This window comes from Microbacterium sp. PM5 (assembly GCF_003293595.1).
In the GTDB taxonomy this organism is placed as follows: Bacteria; Actinomycetota; Actinomycetes; order Actinomycetales; family Microbacteriaceae; genus Microbacterium.
The window spans coordinates 929,148-945,817 of record NZ_CP022162.1 but is presented as its reverse complement, the minus strand read 5'-3'; the positions used below and the strand labels follow the sequence as shown (position 1 = coordinate 945,817).

Below are 16,670 nucleotides of genomic sequence, written 5' to 3'. Positions count from 1 at the left end.
GTCGTGATGCCTCTCACCGCTCGAGGTGCAGCCCCTGCGCGACGGCGCGCATGATCAGGGCCTGCACTTCGTGCCAGCGGTGGACGACCTGGCTGTAGCCGACGCGGATGACGTGATAGCCGAGAAGCATGAGTTCGGCGTCATGCGCGATGTCGCTCGTGCGTTGCGCGCCGACGTGCGTGGCGCCGTCGATCTGGATGACCAGGCGCGCTCCGATCAAGAAGTCGACACGGTGGCCCGCGATCCACACCTGCGGCACGATCGGCACACCGAGCCAGCCCAGACGCGACACGAAGATCGTCTCCAACCCCGAACCCGAATAGGGGCTCGCACGCTCCCGAAGCCGGCGGGCTGCGCCGTGAAACGGCAGGCGGTGCAGCTCTTCCAGGCGGACGAGTTTCTTGTCGAGGGCGGACTCCCACACGATCAGTGCCTCCTCGAAGGCGAGGCACTGAGCGACCAGCGCCAGCACGTTCTCGATCTCGTCGACGAGGGCGTCGGGATGCCGCGGAACGATCGGCTCCGCCCAGTGCACGTGCGCCCGCGCGGCGCGGACCCCACCCGAGCGCGGTGGTGCGGCGACGTGGGGTCGCTGGCTGCGGTCGAGCACCCAGAGACCGAGCCTCTCGGCCTGGGTCACACACGAAACGACGACTCCCGCGCGGGCCGCAGCCACGAGGTGCGGATCGGCGTCGGGGACGGCCACCCAGCCCTTTCGCGGTCGCTGCAACCGTTGCAGGTCGACCGCTGCCCGCACACTGCGCTCGCTCCATCCGCGCTCGCGCAGTCGGCGCACGCGCACGATCCCGCCGGCACCGCGCACCTCGGCTTCGATCGACACGGGATCAGGGTCGCTGTTCTGCCGGTGCCGTGGTCGGAGATCTCCGTCCTGTGGATGTCGCGGGCGATCCGCGCGGGCTGGGGAGGAAGAGGCGGTGCGCCGGATGCCGAGGAGATGTCGCGAACTGAGGAGCGAGTGCGGCCGGCGGCTCCTCGGCATTCGCCAGCTCCTCGGAACTCAGCGGCGCGAGCCGGGTAGACTGTGGGGCACATTCCACACTCAGGCACGCTCACACAGTGCCGCACATATCGCTCGAGGAGACCCATGTCCGACGCGCAGATTCCCGACAAGCCCGCCCTGGAAGGCCTCGAGCAGAAGTGGGATGCCGCGTGGAGTGCGGCCGGAACCTACTTGTTCGATCGCGACGCCGCGAAGGCGAAGGGACGCGCGGGTGTGTTCTCGGTCGACACGCCCCCGCCCACCGCGTCGGGTTCGCTGCACATCGGCCACGTCTTCAGCTACACCCACACCGACGTGAAGGTGCGCTTCGAGCGGATGCGTGGCAAGACGGTGTTCTACCCCATGGGATGGGACGACAACGGGTTGCCCACCGAGCGTCGCGTGCAGAACTTCTACGGAGTGCGCTGCGACACGTCGTTGTCGTACGACCCCTCTTTCACTCCCCCGTTCCGCGGCGACGCGAAGAGCTTGAAGCCCGCCGATCAGGTGCCCATCAGCCGCCGCAACTTCATCGAGTTGTGCGAGGAGCTGACGCTCGAAGACGAGAAGGCGTTCGAGGCTGTCTTCCGTCAGCTCGGACTTTCGGTCGACTGGACGCAGACGTACCGCACGATCTCCGACGACACCATCCGAACGAGCCAGCTCGCGTTCCTGCGCAACCTCCAGCGCGGCGAGGCCTACCAAGCGCTCGCCCCGACCCTGTGGGACATCGACTTCCGCTCCGCCATCGCCCAGGCCGAGCTCGAGGATCGCGAGCAGCAGGCCGCGTACCACCGTCTCGCCTTCCACAAGAGCGACGGCTCGGGCGACATCCACATCGAGACGACCCGTCCCGAGCTGCTCGCGGCCTGCGTGGCTCTCGTGGCCAATCCCGGCGATGAGCGGTACCAGCCGTACTTCGGCCAGACGGCGCGTACTCCGGTCTTCGGCGTGGAGGTACCCGTTCTCGCGCATCCCCTCGCCCAGCAGGACAAGGGGTCGGGCATCGCGATGGTGTGTACGTTCGGCGATGTCACCGACATCGTCTGGTGGCGTGAGCTCGACCTGCCCAACCGTACGATCCTCGGTCAGGACGGTCGCATCCTGCCCGACGCCCCCGAAGCTCTGACGACGGCGTCCGCGAAGGCCGCCTATGCCGAGTTGGCCGGGCTCACGGTCTTCAGTGCCAAGAAGAAGATGGTCGAGCTGCTCGAGGCGTCGGGTGAGCTGCTGCAGGTGTCGAAGCCGTTCAGCCACCCGGTGAAGTTCTACGAGAAGGGCGACCGTGCGCTGGAGATCGTCTCGACGCGCCAGTGGTACCTGCGCAACGGCGCCCGCGACGAGGCGTTCCGCGAGAAGCTCATCGAACTCGGTCAGGGCATGCAGTGGCATCCGGACTTCATGCGCGTGCGCTACGAGAACTGGACCAACGGCCTCACCGGTGACTGGCTCATCAGCCGTCAGCGCTTCTTCGGAGTGCCCATCCCCGTCTGGTACCCGCTCGACGAGAACGGCGAGAGGATCGACGGCGCTGTGATCACGGCGGATGCCGCGTCGCTGCCGGTGGATCCGACGACCGACGCGGCCCCCGGGTATGACGAGTCGCAGCGGGGCGTGCCCGGCGGCTTCGAGGGAGAGAAGGACATCTTCGACACGTGGGCGACGTCTTCGCTGACTCCCCAGCTGGCCGGCGGGTGGCAGCGCGACGACGAGCTCTGGAATGTCGTCGCACCGTTCGACCTGCGTCCGCAGGGACAGGACATCATCCGCACGTGGCTGTTCTCGACGATGGTGCGTTCGGCTCTCGAGGACGATCGGGCTCCGTGGTCGGATGCCGCCATCAGCGGCTTCATCGTCGATCCCGATCGCAAGAAGATGTCGAAGTCCAAGGGCAACGTGGTCACGCCTGCCGACATCCTCGACCAGCACGGCACCGACGCGGTGCGCTATTGGGCCGCCTCCAGCCGTCTGGGCGCCGACGCGGCCTTCGACCCCCAGAACCCGACCCAGGTGAAGATCGGGCGACGACTGGCGATCAAGGTGCTCAACGCCGCCAAGTTCGTGCTGTCGTTCCCGGTTCCCGCGGGTGCCGCGGTGACGCACGCCTTGGACGCCGCGATGCTCGCGACCCTGGACCGCGTCGTGCGCGACGCGACGGCCGCCTTCGAGGCGTACGACCACGCACGCGCCCTGGAGATCACCGAGGCGTTCTTCTGGACCTTCTGCGACGACTATCTCGAACTGGTCAAGGAGCGCGCCTACAACCAGACCGACGTCGGTCAGGCTTCTGCCGCCCTGGCGCTGCGCACGGCGCTGTCGACGTTGCTGCGTCTCCTCGCCCCCGTGCTCGCGTTCGCGACGGAGGAAGCCTGGTCATGGTTCGAGGACGGCTCGGTGCACACTGCGTCCTGGCCTGAGCCTGTCGACGGCGGCGCACCCGGTGACCCGGGCGTGCTCGCGGCGGCCAGCGCTGCGCTCATCGGCATCCGCCGTGCCAAGACCGAGGCCAAGGCGTCTCAGAAGACGCCGGTGGCGCGCCTCGTGCTCGGGGGTGACGACGTGACCATCGCCGCCCTCCGTCTCGCAGAGGGCGACCTCAAGGCTGTCGGGCGCATCGCCGAGCTGGAGCTGGTCGGTGGCGGGGAAGGCCTGGTCGTGCAGGCCGTCGAGCTCGCTCCGGAGGCGTGAGATGCAGCTCGGGACACGCTGGACCAGCGGCGACGAGCCGCCGGCGGCCGTTCCTGCCGTCCTGCGACCGCAGATCCACGCTGTCGATCGCGCCCTACCCGGCGACGACCTCGGCCAGCCGCGCCCTCGCTGGACGCTGACCTTCTTGGAGGGGCGCCCGATCGCCGAGTTGGACACCGGCGTGATCGTGGAGGCCACGGCATCCGGTGAGGTGCTCGTGCGGCACGACGACGAGGATGAGTTCGGCTGAGAACGGGCGCTCCTAGGTGAAGGACGGCGTCGGCGGCACGACGTCGTAGACGAGCCGGGCGAAGGGCCCAGCCGCGTGAGCAGAGCGCAAGGAGAGGCGCTCTGCTTCGATGCGCCGGGGCAGCAGCGGCGCCCCTGCGCCGAGCGTGACGGGCGCGACCGACACGGCGATCTCGTCGAGGGCACCCGCGTCGAAGAACTGACCCGCCAGGTCTCCGCCCCCCACGACCCAGATGTCACGGTCTCCTGCCGACGCGCGGATCCGCGGCAGCGCCGCAGCGACCGCACCGGAGACGAAGGTGACATCGGCGCCCGCGGGAATCGGCAGCGCGCGCGTGGTGAAGACGAACGTGGGCGTGTCGCCATAGAGCTCTCGCCAGCGCTCGGGGCGCACCAGCAGATCCTCCGCCGCGAGTACCCACTCGTACGTCGTCGCCCCCTCCACCAGAGCGCCGGCGTTCGAGGGAAGCAGGTCTGGATCGGGGTCGGTCCCGCCGGCCGCAGCGAAGAGCCACTCGAGTGAGCCGTCCGTATCGGCGATGAAGCCGTCGAGCGAAACGGCGGTGTCGAAGATGATTCGCCCCATGCCAACGACGGTAGGGGTCTGCTCCGACATCGCCGCCTTGAGCGCCGTCAAGCGATCTCCGCTCCCGCCTGTCGCGTCCCCGCGATGAGCAGTCGCATGCCGAGGAGAGCGACGATCGCCGTCGCCGCGCCACCGATGAGGAAGGGCAGGCGCAGATCGATCCGCGCGACGAGGCCGCCGAGGATCGTGGCGATCGGGAACAGCCCCCAGGTGAGGGTGCGCGTGATGCCGAGCACGCGGCCGAACATGTCGGGCGGGATGATCTGCTGACGCAGGCTGCCCCACGGCACGTTCCAGATCGACACCGCGCACGCGGCGGTTGCGAAGGCGAGGATGGCCGTCCAGACCGACGGTGCGATGCCGGTGAGAAGCATCGCGACACCTCCGCTGAGGATTGCTGCGAACATCACCGGGCCCCGCCCCCATCGAGCCACCAGACGCGGCGCGAGCAGCGATCCGCACAGGGCGCCTACCCCGAGACCGGCGGTGACGAACCCGATGGCAGCGGCCGGGACGGCCAGCGCGTCGACGAAGAAGAGGACGATGACCGCCTGCGCGAAAGCCAGCGCGCTTCCGGTGAACGAGGTGAACACGACCATCGTGCGCAGATAGCGGTGATGCCACAGGTAGGAGAGCGCCTCCCGCGCCCCCGAGCGCTGTGCAGCAGGAAGAGCGGCGTCGTCAGGATCGGCCGGCGCGCGAAGCGGCCGATCCGCCGAAAGGGGAAGCAGCAGAGCGAGGACGACCGGGACAAGGTACCCCGCCGAACCGATCCAGAGCGGCAGGGCGAGTGAGACGGCGAACAGGATGCCGGAGATCGGGGTGGCGATGAAACTGTCGACGGTCACCTGAGCAGCCTGGATCCACCCGTTCGCGCGATCGAGTTGATCACGCTCGACCACGCCGGGGATGACCGCATTCGTGGCGTTGTCGAACAGCGTCTCGCCCAGGCCGAACACCAGCGTGCCGACGAACAGCGCCCAGAGGCTCAGGCTGCCGGAGGCACCGAGGACGGCGAGCCACAGCGCCACGCTTCCCCGGATCACGTTCGCCAACGCCATGACGTAGCGCCGATCCAGGCGGTCGACGATCATCCCCGCGGGCAAGCCGAAAATCAACCACGGCACGAACGCCAATGCCGACAGCACCGAGATCACCAGCGGGTCGGAGCTCAGCGTGATGGCGATCAGGGGCACCGCCGTGCGTCCGACACCGTCGGCGAGGTTGCTGAAGACCGCCGCCGACCACAGCGTGCGAAAACCCCGCCCGAGCGGGGCCCGGTGGACGGGTGGCAGCGGCGAGGATGCCGGTGCCCCGGCATCCTCGTGGGTGGCGGGAGTCGTCATGAGCTGAGTCCATCTTCGGGGAGCGGGAAAACGTCGGTGCGGATGCTGATGGGATGGAGGTCCTCGCCGGTCTGATCGCGGTAGAGGTCGCCGTAGCGCAGCACGAGCTCGTGCATCTCGGTGATGAGCGCCTCCGTCTGTGCCGGAGTGAGTCGCAACGTCGAGGTGGCGACCATCGCGTTGGCTTCGTCGAGGCCGTCGGGAGAGGCCAAGCTCTCGGTCACGTAGCGCATCAACTGCTGGTGACGCCGCGTGAGGAACTCGCTCATGACGAGTTGCGTGGCGGCCTTGCCGGCGGGCGTCTTCATCGCCTCCGGGTTGGTGAAGGAGATGCCGCCGCGGGGCCGCTCCCACCAGCGCTCGCGTCCCGTGCCGCGGTCACTGATCTCTCGGATGAGGTCGTGCTTCGCGAGTGCGCGTAGGTGGTAGCTGGTTGCCCCGGACGACTCCCCCGTCATCGCCGCCAAGGAACTGGCCGTCTGCGGGCCGTACTGGTTGAGGATGTCGAAGATCTCGATCCGCAGCGGGTGGGCGAGGGCGCGCAGCGCTCCGGCGTCGAGTCGGCGCTCTTCGGCGCGTCCCGTTACGGATCCGTCGGGTGCATCATCGGGGGTCATGATGCAAAGCTACTCTTGCAAAGAAGCCTTTGCAACCAGATCTTTGGAAATTTCCGGCCTACGCTGGAGGGATGATCGACGTCGACTCCAATCCTCTGCTGGCACCCTCTTCACTGCCCTACGGCCTCCCCGACTACTCGTCGATCGCCCCGGCGCACTATCTCCCCGCGTTCATGGAGGGGTTCGCGCGGCACCGCAGCGAGATCGATGCCATCGTCGCTGACGAGTCCGCCCCCACCTTCGAGAACACGATCGTCGCGTTGGAGCGCGCCGGAGAGCTCTTGGGCCAGGTGACGCGCACCTTCTACACGGTCTCCTCCGCCGACGCGACGCCCGAGATCCAGGAGGTCGAAGAGACGCTCGCGCCGCTGATGGCCGCCCATCACGATGCCGTGCAATTGGACGGCGCGCTCTTCGCGAGAGTACGGGCCGTTTTCGACGGTCGCGACGAACATGCGCTGAGCGCAGAGGAGCGCTATCTGGTCGAACGTCGATTCCGCGAGATGGCTCATGCCGGCGCGGGGCTCGACGATGCCGAGAAGCAGCAGCTCACGGATCTCAACCAGCGGCTGTCGGTGCTCACGACGACGTTCGAGAAGAATCTGCTCGCGGACACGAACGACCTCGCCGTCGTCTTCGACTCCGCGGACGAGCTCGACGGCCTGACGGACGGTGAGTTGTCTGCCGCCGCGCAGAATGCCGCGGACCGCGGACTCGAGGGGCGCTACGTCGTGACGCTCACGCTCTTCACCGGGCATCCGTACCTGTCGAGCCTCACGCGCCGCGAGAGCCGCCGACGTCTGCTCGCGGCCTCGCGATCGCGTGGCTCGCGCGGCAACGCGAACGACAATCGCGACGTGCTGCGTCAGATCGTGCGCCTGCGTGCGCAGCGGGCTGCGCTCCTCGGATACGAGAACCACGCCGCCTACGTGACCAGCGACGAGACGGCCGGCTCTCCCGAGGCCGTCCGTGCGCTGTTGCGGCAGCTCGCTGCACCGGCGGCGGCCAACGCGCGCGCGGAGCAGGCGGCGCTGCAGGCGATGGTGGACGCTGAGCCCGAGTCGTTCCCGCTCGAAGCGCACGACTGGGCGTTCTATACCGAGCGTGTGCGCGAAGCGGAGTATGCCGTGGATCGCACGGCACTGCGGCCCTGGTTCGAGGCGGAGCGGGTGCTCGTCGACGGGGTCTTCTTCGCCGCGACCTCGCTGTACGGCATCACGTTCACCGAACGTCCCGATCTTCCCGCCTACCACCCCGACGTGCGCGTCTTCGAAGTGCACAACGCCGACGGATCCGCGCTCGGCCTGTTCCTCTTCGACCTCTACACGCGCGACACCAAGCGCGGCGGGGCATGGATGAACTCCATCGTGACGCAGTCGCACCTGCGCGGTACGCGTTCGATCGTCGTGAACAACCTCAACGTGCCCAAGCCGGCGGCCGGCAAGCCGACGCTCCTGACGCTCGACGAGGTCACGACGATGTTCCACGAGTTCGGGCACGCGCTGCACGGTCTGTTCGCGACGGTGACCTTCCCGCACTTCGCCGGCACCGCGGTCTTCCGCGACTTCGTGGAGTTCCCGAGTCAGGTGAACGAGATGTGGATCCTCTGGCCGGAGGTGCTCTCCTCGTATGCTCGGCACATCGACACCGGCGAGCCGTTGCCCGCCGACGTCGTCGCCCGCCTGCACGCCTCCGAAGCCTTCAACCAGGGGTTCGCCACGAGTGAGTACCTGGCCGCGGCGTGGCTCGACCAGGCATGGCACGGCGTGAACGTCGAGGAGGCCGGTGCGGTGACGGACGTCGCCGCGTTCGAGGCAGCGGCGCTGGCGGACATCGGTCTGCACAATCCGGTCGTGCCGACGCGGTACTCGTCCACCTACTTCGCTCACGTGTTCTCGGGCGGCTACAGCGCGGGCTACTACTCGTACATCTGGAGCGAAGTGCTCGACGCCGACACGGTCGAGTGGTTCGCGGAGAACGGGGGCTTGACCCGCGCCGGTGGCGATCGCTTCCGCGACCGCGTGCTCGGAGTGGGCGGCTCGAAGGACCCGTTGGAGGCGTACCGTGACTTCCGCGGGCGGGATGCCGACATCGCGCCTCTGCTGGTGCGGCGAGGACTCGGAAGCTGACGAGCGGGCGGGAGGCGGTGTGCGATGGCGCCACCTCCCGCTGCCTCGCTCAGGGTGTCGCCGAGGGAATCGGAAGGGGCGTCGCTGACGGCGAGGGGGCCGCGGACGCGGGGAGGGTCGGCGTCGAGGACGGAATCGAGGCGGGGCATTCGATCGGCCGATAGGACGAGCGACCCTGCCGCACGTGGAACCGGAAGCACTCCGTGGCGCTTCCTGCGGCGACACCGGGCTGGAAGAGTTCGCGGGACGGTTGCGGTTGGACGCTCACGCGCAGGCGGACGTCGATGCGGGCCCCGTCGGGATCGGACGTCGACCCGCGCCACGAATACGCGTGGACGTCTGCTCCCCCGACCGTCCCGATGAACTCGGCGGCGGCGAGCGTCTGTGCATCCACACCCGGGCCCGGCTGGTTCACCCGCCGTTGCAGCTCGCGTGCCGCCATGTCGACGCGCGCATGCGCGATCGATTCTCCGTCGCGCGGGCCGAAGGCGTGCATGAAGGTGACGGCTCCGACACCGACGAGGATGAGGGTGGCCATCACGATCGCGACGGTGACGCGGAGCACGCGAACGGCCTTGGAGGGCTGCTCGGGTGACGTGTTCGGCGCTGACACCGCGTCAGGCGCTCTTGCGCTTGTGCTCCAGCACGAGGGTCGGCGGAGCTCCTTCAGTCACGGCTGCGCGGGTCACGATGACCTTGGCGACGTCGTCGGTGGAGGGGATGTCGAACATGATGGGACCGAGGACGTCCTCGAGGATGGCGCGGAGGCCGCGCGCGCCGGTCTTGCGCGCCACGGCGAGGTCGGCGATCGCGCGAAGCGCATCGTCCTCGAACTCCAGCTCTGCACCGTCGAGTTCGAACATGCGCTGATACTGCTTCACGAACGCGTTCTTCGGCCCGGTGAGGATCTCGATGAGCGCGGCCTGGTCGAGCGGCGCCACGGAGGTCACGACGGGCAGTCGACCGATGAACTCGGGGATCAGGCCGAACTTGTGAAGGTCTTCGGGCTGCACCTCGCCGAAGAGGTTCAGATCTTCCGACTTTCGGTGCAGCGGTGCCCCGAACCCGATGCCGTGCTTGCCGACACGCGCCGAGATGATGTCCTCGAGACCGGCGAAGGCCCCCGCGACGATGAACAGGACGTTGGTGGTGTCGATCTGGATGAACTCCTGGTGCGGGTGCTTACGACCGCCTTGCGGAGGCACGGACGCGACCGTCCCCTCCAGGATCTTCAGGAGCGCCTGCTGAACGCCTTCGCCGGACACATCGCGGGTGATCGACGGGTTCTCGGCCTTGCGCGCGATCTTGTCGACCTCATCGATGTAGATGATGCCGGTCTCGGCGCGCTTCACATCGAAGTCTGCGGCCTGCAGGAGCTTCAGGAGGATGTTCTCGACGTCTTCGCCGACGTAGCCGGCCTCGGTCAGTGCGGTCGCATCCGCAACGGCGAAGGGCACGTTGAGGCGCTTTGCGAGCGTCTGGGCGAGGTAGGTCTTTCCGCAGCCGGTGGGACCGAGCAGGAGGATGTTGCTCTTCGCGATCTCCACCTCGTCGGCACGTTGCTCGGCCGACTGCAGGGTGCCGTGGGCGCGCACGCGCTTGTAGTGGTTGTAGACGGCGACGGCGAGAGCCCTCTTCGCCGGTTCCTGACCGACGACGTACTCCTCGAGGAACGAGAAGATCTCGCGAGGCTTGGGGAGGTCGAAGTCGCTGACGACACCGTCCGAAGACTCGGCCATGCGTTCTTCGATGATCTCGTTGCACAGCTCGACGCATTCGTCGCAGATGTAGACGCCGGGACCGGCGATCAACTGCTGCACCTGCTTCTGGCTCTTGCCGCAGAAGGAGCATTTGAACAGGTCGGCGCTCTCACCGATGCGAGCCATGGTGCTCCTCCTCCAGAAGACTCTCAGGGATGCGATTCGAGCCTAACCGCTGCGACGGACATCTCGCCGGATTGCGACACGGTTGTGAAACTCTGCGCACCTGACGAGGCCCCGCGGTCGAAGCGACGGCGGGGCCTGTGTCGGGTGGTGTCCGGTCAGGAGGTGAGCGCAGCCGGAACGCGCTTGCGCGAGGTCAGCACCTGGTCGACGACGCCGTACTCGAGCGCTTCGGAGGCCGACAGGATCTTGTCGCGGTCGATGTCCTTGTGCACCTGCTCCTGCGTGCGGTTGGTGTGGCGCGCCATCGTCTCCTCCAGCCATGTGCGCATGCGCATGATCTCGGCGGCCTGGATCTCGATGTCCGATGCCTGACCGTGTCCCGACTCGCCGACGGCGGGCTGGTGCATCAGGATTCGGGCATTGGGCAGTGCCAGCCGCTTGCCCGGGGCCCCGGCAGCGAGCAGCACGGAGGCGGCGGAGGCTGCCTGCCCCAGGACGACCGTCTGGATCTCCGGAGACACGAACTGCATCGTGTCGTAGATGGCGGTCATCGCGGTGAAGGAGCCGCCCGGCGAGTTGATGTACATGATGATGTCGCGGTCCGGGTCCTGAGACTCGAGCACAAGCAGCTGCGCCATGACATCGTCGGCCGACGCGTCGTCGACCTGGACGCCGAGGAAGATGATCCGATCCTCGAACAGCTTGTTGTACGGATCCTGACGCTTGTAGCCGTAGGCGGTGCGCTCCTCGAACTGCGGCAGGATGTAGCGGCTGGAGGGCATCTGGAAGCCCTGCGGGATGCCGGCGGTGGGCATGTTCATTCTCAGTTCCTTCAGTTCTTGGTGCCGCCGCCGCCGATGACATCGGTGGCCGACTCGCGGATGTGGTCGACGAAGCCGTACGCCAGGGCCTCCTCGGCGGAGAACCACCGATCGCGGTCACCGTCGGCGTTGATCTGCTCGACCGACTTGCCGGTCTGGGCGGCGGTGATCTCGGCGAGACGCTTCTTCATGTCGAGGATGAGCTGTGCCTGCGTCTGGATGTCGCTCGCCGTGCCGCCGAAGCCGCCGTGCGGCTGGTGCAGCAGCACGCGGGCGTTCGGCGTGATGTAGCGCTTGCCCTTGGTGCCGGCGGTGAGCAGCAGCTGTCCCATCGAGGCGGCCATGCCGATGCCGACGGTGACGATGTCGTTCGGGACGAACTGCATCGTGTCGTAGATCGCCATGCCCGCAGTGATCGAGCCGCCGGGCGAGTTGATGTAGAGGTAGATGTCCTTCTCGCTGTCTTCGGCCGCGAGAAGCAGGATCTTGGCGCAGATCTCGTTCGCGTTCTCGTCGCGCACCTCCGACCCCAGCCAGATGATGCGGTCTCTCAGCAGTCTGTCGAAGACGCTCGTAGCGACAAGTGGTTCAGCCATGGATACTCCTGATTCCGGGTTTCCGTACGCCATTGAATCTATCTGCGCAGGCAGGCCGCCTCGCCCGTGTTCGCCGTCGGCGGAGCCTCGTGTCGCGTGCGCCGCCCGGACGACGCCGAAGGGCCGGATGCCGCAGCATCCGGCCCTTCAGGGGGAACGATCCCGGGCGACTTACTCCGCGTCGGCCTTCTTCGCCGGCGCCTTCTTGGCGGCGGGCTTCTTGGCGGCGGGCTTCTTCGCGGCCGGCTCCTCGGCGGCATCCGCGTCGGCCTTCTTGGCCGCGGGCTTGCGCGCGGGCGCCTTCTTCGCCGGCTTCGCCTCTGCGGCGGCCGCCTCATCGGCGATCTCCTCCGCCTCCGCGACGACCTCGGCCTCGGCGTCTGCCTCATCCTCGACCACGAAGCCGGTCAGGTCGACCGCCTTGCCGTTGGTGTCGACGACCGACACCTTGCCGAGGGCGATCGCGAGGGCCTTGTTGCGGGCGACCTCGCCGACCATGGCGGGCAGCTGCCCACCCTGCTGAAGAGCGTCGACGAACTCCTGGGGAGCCATACCGTACTGCGCGGCCGACTGGATGAGGTACTGCGTCAGCTCCTCCTGCGAGACCTGCACGTCGTGAGCCTCGGCAAGCTTGTCGAGGATCATCTGCGTGCGGAACTGCTTCTCGCTGGCCTCGGTGACCTCGGCACGGTGCTCGTCGTCCTCCAGGCGGCCCTCGCCCTCGAGGTGCGTGTGCACCTCGTCCTCGACCAGCTGCGCCGGCACCGGGATCTCGACCTTGGCGAGCAGCGCCTCGATGAGCTTGTCGCGCGCCGCAGCGCCCTGGAGGTACACCGACTGCTCCGAGACACGCTCGGCGAGGCTCTCGCGCAGCTCTGCGATGGTGTCGAACTCGCTGGCCATCTGCGCGAAGTCGTCGTCGGCTTCGGGCAGCTCGCGCTCCTTGACGGCGGTGACGGTCACCGAGACCTCCGCCTCCTGGCCGGCGTGGTCGCCGCCGACGAGGGAGCTGCGGAACGTCGTGTCCTCACCGGCGGTGAGCGACTCGACGGCCTCGTCGATGCCCTCGAGCAGCTCGCCCGAGCCGACCTCGTACGACACGCCCTCTGCGCGGTCGATCTCCGCGCCGTCGATCGTTGCGACGAGGTTCAGCTCGACGAAGTCGCCCTTGGCTGCGGGACGGTCGACGGTCACCAGCGTGCCGAAGCGGCCGCGCAGGCGGTCGAGCTCCGCATCGACGGCGGCCGCGTCGGTCTCGACGGCGTCGATCTCGACGGTGACGTCGTCGAGGGCCGGCAGATCGAACTCGGGACGCACGTCCACCTCGACCTCGACCTTGAGGTCACCGGAGAAGTCCTTGTCGCTGGGCCATTCGATGACCTCGGCCGACGGACGGCCGACGATGCGCACCTCGTTGGCGGTGACGGCTTCGCGGTAGAAGGCATCCAGTCCCTCGCTGACCGCGTGCTCGATGACGGCACCACGGCCGACGCGCTGGTCGATGATCGGGGCGGGAACCTTGCCCTTGCGGAAACCGGGGATCTGGATGTCCTGGGCGATGTGCTCGTACGCGTGCGAGATGCTCGGCTTGAGCTCGTCCGGGGTGACCGTGATGTGCAGCTTGACCCGCGTGGGGCTGAGCTTCTCGACGGTGCTGGTGACCATGCCTGTGTTCTCCTCGTGTCCGGACGCACACGTGCGCGTCCGTGGTTTCTTAGGTCTGGGGGTCGTTCGTGTCGGGGCGACAGGATTTGAACCTGCGGCCTCCCGCTCCCAAAGCGGGCGCTCTACCAAGCTGAGCTACGCCCCGGGCGCGCACTCACCTTTTCAGGTCGCGTGCGCCGAATAACGGCCGTTGGTCAGTCTAGCCGACAAGACCTTGTAGACTCTTCGGGATGCCGCTCGCAAGCGGCCTCGGGGATGTAGCTCAATGGTAGAGCCTCAGTCTTCCAAACTGATGGTGCGGGTTCGATTCCCGTCATCCCCTCCATATGAGCATCGAGGGGCCTGCGACAAGATCACGGGCGTGGCAAGATCAGCGCCCGTCGGATGCCGTCGCGTGCGCGGTCGAGTGCGCCCGATAGATCTGGGCGTTGCGGAGGATACCGGCCTTCTCTTCGGCGGTGAGCTCGCGGCGCACCTTGGCGGGGACACCGGCCACAAGCGATCCATCCGGAATGACGGTCCCCTCCAGCACCACCGCTCCCCCGGCGATGAGGCATCCCGAACCGATGACCGCGCCAGAGAGAACCACGCTGCCCATCCCGATCAGTGAGCCGTCGCCGATCGTGCATCCGTGGACGACCGCATTGTGACCGACCGACACGTTCCGCCCGATGATCACGGGGTGATCGGCATCCACGTGCACCGAGACATTGTCCTGCAGGTTGCTTCCGGCTCCCAGAGCGATCGAAGCGCTGTCGCCGCGCACGACGGCGTTGTACCAGACACTCGCGCCCTCTTCGAGAGTGACGTCACCGACGACACGCGCGCCCGAGGCGACGAACGCGGTCTCGTGCAGCACCGGCCGACCGGCAGGGATGGACAGAATCGAGGCGTCTTCGGCGATCGTCATGAGGCCGACGATAGTCTCCGTATCAAATTCACGGCCCGTCCGTAAGCCCAGCCTTCTCTTCCTTGCGGAATGCGAGGCGCTCGCTAGCGTTGTCATCAACGTGGGAGACCCACGACGAATGGAGACGAGATCATGACCAAGACGCAGAACATTTCCATGACCGCTGCCGGCCCCGAGGCGGCCGCCGGCACCGCCCAGTTCCTGACGCCCGTGGTTCTCGGACTGCAGGCTCTCGCCGTCAACGGCAAGCAGGCGCACTGGAACGTGCGCGGCGCGAACTTCATCGCGATCCATGAGCTGCTCGACCAGGTCGTCAGCAACGCCCAGGGCTTCGCCGACCTGGCCGCCGAGCGCATCGTCGCCCTCGGCCTGCCTCTCGACGCGCGCGTGTCCACCGTCGCGGAGAAGACCGGAGCGACCGCGGTTCCCGCGGGCTTCGCGCAGTGGCAGGACGAGATCGTCGCCATCGTCTCGGACATGGATGCCGTCATCGCCGACGTGCAGGCCGCGATCGACGGCCTCGACGAGACCGACCTCACCAGCCAGGACGTCGCGATCGCGATCAAGGCCGGCCTCGAGAAGGACCGTTGGTTCCTCTCGGCCCACCTCGCCGCGTAACGACGGCTCGAGACGAACGCCCCGGGATCGGATCCCGGGGCGTTCGTCGTTGCTCGGGCTCACCCCACGTGTGTGAGGCGGCCTTCGATCATGGTCGCGTGTGCGCGCGTCGCGCGCAGATCCGCCTCCGCGGCCGTCAGCGGGTCGCGGTCGACGACCACGAGGTCGGCGATGTCGCCGGGAAACAGCGCCGAGCCGGTGTGCGAGCCGCCCTCCGTGGACGCGGCGAGGGCGGTGGCGGCATCCACTCCCTCGTCCGGGCGCCAGGCCGGGCGACCGTCGCGCGTGCGGAAAACGGCGGCCGCCATCGCGGCCCAGGGGTCGAGGGCCGCGACCGGCGCGTCGGATCCGAACAGAAGGTTCGCCCCTGTTGCGGCGAGCGAGCGCAGCGCGTACGGCACACTCGTCTGTGTCGCCCAGATCGTGTCGGTCATGTCGCGGTCATCGATCGCATGCTCGGGTTGGACGCTCGCGCCGATGCCGAGCCTCCCGAAGCGCGGGATATCCGCATGCGCGACCAACTGCGCGTGTTCGATCGTCCCCGTCGCTCCCGTGCCGGCGAAGGCGTCGAGAGCGTGCGAGTTCGCGACGTCGCCGATGGCGTGGACGGCACAGGCCAGGCCTCCCCCGGTGGCGCGCGTCATCAGGTCGACGAGCACCTCCGGCGTCACGGTCAGCACGCCGTGGTTGTGCGGATCGTCGGGGTAGGCGTGCGAGCACGCCGCCGTCCGGGTGCCGAGCGACCCGTCGGTGATGATCTTGAGCGGACCGACCCGCACGAGTCCCGCGGCGTCCAGGGCATCACCCGACGCCAGTCCCTCCGACAGGGCGCGATCGAGCTGCGGTGGATAGATGCCGAAGCGCACGCGGGTCGTGTCGAAGCCGGCGGACAGGCGACGCCGCCACGCGTCGGCGTTCCACGCCATGTCGAGATCGACGATGCCCACGACCCCGCGAGCTGCAGCCGCGCTCAGCGCGTCGCCGACAAGGCGACCGCCCTCCAGAGGATCGGCGGCGTTGAGCCTGCGCGAGATCTCGAAGGCGGGCTCTTCGCGGAGAACGCCGCTGTCGTCGGGCGCGAACCCTTCACGACGCAACGCCGCCGTGTTGAGCCACACGCTGTGCACATCGGCGTTGATGAGATACGTCGGAACGTCGCCGGTCGCTGCATCCAGGGTCGCGAGTGACATCTCATCGGGCCACAGTGCGTCACGGAAGCCCGTTCCGACCCGGCGGCCGTCGGCCAACGGTGCGGTGCGGCCCATGATCGCTGCAGCCTCTGCGGCCGATCTGACTCCGCCCAGCGCCACGCGCTGCGCGACGAGCGCCCACTGGACTGTGTGCACGTGGTGGTCCCAGAGTCCCGGGATCACCCAGCCGCCATCCGCGTCGAGCACCTCGCCGCGTCGGGGAAGCGCGCGCGACGGGGCGATGTCGACGATCCGCCCCTGGGCGAGGTGGATGTCGACCGGGTCGTCACCGAACGGGTCGAGACGCTCCGCACCCGTCAGGCGGGCATCGGCGATCACGTCGACGGTCGCGCCTCGCGGCGGCATCCC

The 16,670-nt window shown here is 68.1% G+C and carries 15 protein-coding genes and 2 tRNA genes; 5 read left to right on the top strand and 12 right to left on the bottom strand.

Annotation, left to right across the window (positions count from 1 at the left end; genetic code table 11):
- Positions 1-13: 13 nt before the first annotated feature.
- Positions 14-841, bottom strand: coding sequence for a DUF559 domain-containing protein (locus tag CEP17_RS15240; RefSeq protein WP_239498588.1), 828 nt, complete (start codon positions 839-841; stop codon positions 14-16).
- A 264-nt stretch (positions 842-1,105) separates the two neighbouring features.
- On the opposite strand from CEP17_RS15240, the gene valS reads away from it, so the two are divergent.
- Positions 1,106-3,688, top strand: a complete 2,583-nt coding sequence (gene valS / locus CEP17_RS04735) for a valine--tRNA ligase (protein WP_112931446.1) — start codon at positions 1,106-1,108, stop codon at positions 3,686-3,688.
- Between the two features lies 1 nt (position 3,689).
- Positions 3,690-3,938: a hypothetical protein gene (locus tag CEP17_RS04730; RefSeq protein ID WP_036285474.1), complete on the top strand. Its 249-nt coding sequence runs from the start codon at positions 3,690-3,692 to the stop codon at positions 3,936-3,938.
- A gap of 12 nt (positions 3,939-3,950) precedes the next feature.
- Here CEP17_RS04730 and CEP17_RS04725 read toward each other — a convergent pair whose 3' ends face one another.
- From CEP17_RS04725 to CEP17_RS04715, 3 genes are read right to left on the bottom strand one after another with little or no spacing between them, the layout of a single operon-like run.
- Positions 3,951-4,523 (bottom strand): dihydrofolate reductase family protein, encoded by a 573-nt coding sequence (locus tag CEP17_RS04725; RefSeq protein WP_204359859.1) that lies wholly within the window; start codon positions 4,521-4,523, stop codon positions 3,951-3,953.
- Between the two features lie 47 nt (positions 4,524-4,570).
- Entirely contained in the window at positions 4,571-5,869 is a 1,299-nt protein-coding gene (locus CEP17_RS04720; protein ID WP_112931444.1) for an MFS transporter, read from the bottom strand.
- Positions 5,866-6,486: a helix-turn-helix domain-containing protein gene (locus CEP17_RS04715; protein ID WP_036316170.1), complete on the bottom strand. Its 621-nt coding sequence runs from the start codon at positions 6,484-6,486 to the stop codon at positions 5,866-5,868. Before CEP17_RS04715 ends, CEP17_RS04720 begins: the two co-directional genes overlap by 4 nt.
- 71 nt (positions 6,487-6,557) lie before the next feature.
- Here CEP17_RS04715 and CEP17_RS04710 point away from each other — a divergent pair, with 71 nt between their 5' ends.
- Positions 6,558-8,615 carry a M3 family metallopeptidase gene (locus CEP17_RS04710; protein WP_112931443.1) on the top strand — a complete coding sequence of 686 codons (2,058 nt, stop codon included), beginning with the start codon at positions 6,558-6,560 and terminating at the stop codon, positions 8,613-8,615.
- Between the two features lie 49 nt (positions 8,616-8,664).
- On the opposite strand, the gene CEP17_RS04705 is transcribed toward CEP17_RS04710, so the two are convergent.
- The 6 genes from CEP17_RS04705 to CEP17_RS04680 all read right to left on the bottom strand — a co-directional run bounded on the left by CEP17_RS04705 (position 8,665) and on the right by CEP17_RS04680 (position 13,728).
- Positions 8,665-9,228, bottom strand: a complete 564-nt coding sequence (locus tag CEP17_RS04705) for a hypothetical protein (RefSeq protein WP_239498587.1) — start codon at positions 9,226-9,228, stop codon at positions 8,665-8,667.
- Between the two features lie 4 nt (positions 9,229-9,232).
- Entirely contained in the window at positions 9,233-10,501 is a 1,269-nt protein-coding gene (clpX, locus tag CEP17_RS04700; RefSeq protein ID WP_039416804.1) for an ATP-dependent Clp protease ATP-binding subunit ClpX, read from the bottom strand.
- A gap of 155 nt (positions 10,502-10,656) precedes the next feature.
- On the bottom strand, positions 10,657-11,322 hold the full coding sequence (locus CEP17_RS04695) for an ATP-dependent Clp protease proteolytic subunit (protein WP_016465112.1): 666 nt from the start codon (positions 11,320-11,322) through the stop codon (positions 10,657-10,659).
- Positions 11,323-11,333: 11 nt separating this feature from the next.
- Entirely contained in the window at positions 11,334-11,918 is a 585-nt protein-coding gene (locus CEP17_RS04690) for an ATP-dependent Clp protease proteolytic subunit (RefSeq protein ID WP_016465111.1), read from the bottom strand.
- 171 nt (positions 11,919-12,089) lie between these two features.
- The gene (gene tig, locus CEP17_RS04685) at positions 12,090-13,583 is read right to left on the bottom strand and encodes a trigger factor (RefSeq protein WP_112931442.1); all 1,494 of its coding nucleotides are present in this window, start codon (positions 13,581-13,583) and stop codon (positions 12,090-12,092) included.
- A 71-nt stretch (positions 13,584-13,654) separates the two neighbouring features.
- Positions 13,655-13,728: transfer RNA gene (locus CEP17_RS04680), tRNA-Pro, on the bottom strand.
- Positions 13,729-13,834: 106 nt separating this feature from the next.
- On the opposite strand from CEP17_RS04680, the gene CEP17_RS04675 reads away from it, so the two are divergent.
- Positions 13,835-13,908, top strand: a tRNA-Gly gene (locus CEP17_RS04675).
- 45 nt (positions 13,909-13,953) lie between these two features.
- Here the strand turns inward: CEP17_RS04675 and CEP17_RS04670 are convergent.
- The gene (locus CEP17_RS04670; protein WP_036318334.1) at positions 13,954-14,493 is read right to left on the bottom strand and encodes a gamma carbonic anhydrase family protein; all 540 of its coding nucleotides are present in this window, start codon (positions 14,491-14,493) and stop codon (positions 13,954-13,956) included.
- Between the two features lie 132 nt (positions 14,494-14,625).
- Between CEP17_RS04670 and CEP17_RS04665 the strand changes: the two genes are divergently transcribed.
- Positions 14,626-15,111 (top strand): DNA starvation/stationary phase protection protein, encoded by a 486-nt coding sequence (locus tag CEP17_RS04665; protein WP_036318335.1) that lies wholly within the window; start codon positions 14,626-14,628, stop codon positions 15,109-15,111.
- A gap of 59 nt (positions 15,112-15,170) precedes the next feature.
- On the opposite strand, the gene CEP17_RS04660 is transcribed toward CEP17_RS04665, so the two are convergent.
- Positions 15,171-16,667 (bottom strand): amidohydrolase family protein, encoded by a 1,497-nt coding sequence (locus CEP17_RS04660; RefSeq protein ID WP_204359858.1) that lies wholly within the window; start codon positions 16,665-16,667, stop codon positions 15,171-15,173.
- Positions 16,668-16,670 lie beyond the last annotated feature (3 nt).

What these genes read in the sequence shown, in the direction of transcription:
- CEP17_RS04690 (WP_016465111.1), bottom strand. Translation starts at nt 11,918, where the DNA reads ATGGCTGAACCACTTGTCGCTACGAGCGTCTTCGACAGACTGCTGAGA.
- CEP17_RS04665 (WP_036318335.1), top strand. Translation starts at nt 14,626, where the DNA reads ATGACCAAGACGCAGAACATTTCCATGACCGCTGCCGGCCCCGAGGCG.
- CEP17_RS04660 (WP_204359858.1), bottom strand. Translation starts at nt 16,667, where the DNA reads ATGCCGCCGCGAGGCGCGACCGTCGACGTGATCGCCGATGCCCGCCTG.
- tig (WP_112931442.1), bottom strand. Translation starts at nt 13,583, where the DNA reads ATGGTCACCAGCACCGTCGAGAAGCTCAGCCCCACGCGGGTCAAGCTG.
- CEP17_RS04695 (WP_016465112.1), bottom strand. Translation starts at nt 11,322, where the DNA reads ATGAACATGCCCACCGCCGGCATCCCGCAGGGCTTCCAGATGCCCTCC.
- CEP17_RS04725 (WP_204359859.1), bottom strand. Translation starts at nt 4,523, where the DNA reads ATGGGGCGAATCATCTTCGACACCGCCGTTTCGCTCGACGGCTTCATC.
- CEP17_RS04715 (WP_036316170.1), bottom strand. Translation starts at nt 6,486, where the DNA reads ATGACCCCCGATGATGCACCCGACGGATCCGTAACGGGACGCGCCGAA.
- CEP17_RS04710 (WP_112931443.1), top strand. Translation starts at nt 6,558, where the DNA reads ATGATCGACGTCGACTCCAATCCTCTGCTGGCACCCTCTTCACTGCCC.
- CEP17_RS04730 (WP_036285474.1), top strand. Translation starts at nt 3,690, where the DNA reads ATGCAGCTCGGGACACGCTGGACCAGCGGCGACGAGCCGCCGGCGGCC.
- valS (WP_112931446.1), top strand. Translation starts at nt 1,106, where the DNA reads ATGTCCGACGCGCAGATTCCCGACAAGCCCGCCCTGGAAGGCCTCGAG.
- CEP17_RS04720 (WP_112931444.1), bottom strand. Translation starts at nt 5,869, where the DNA reads ATGACGACTCCCGCCACCCACGAGGATGCCGGGGCACCGGCATCCTCG.
- CEP17_RS04670 (WP_036318334.1), bottom strand. Translation starts at nt 14,493, where the DNA reads ATGACGATCGCCGAAGACGCCTCGATTCTGTCCATCCCTGCCGGTCGG.
- clpX (WP_039416804.1), bottom strand. Translation starts at nt 10,501, where the DNA reads ATGGCTCGCATCGGTGAGAGCGCCGACCTGTTCAAATGCTCCTTCTGC.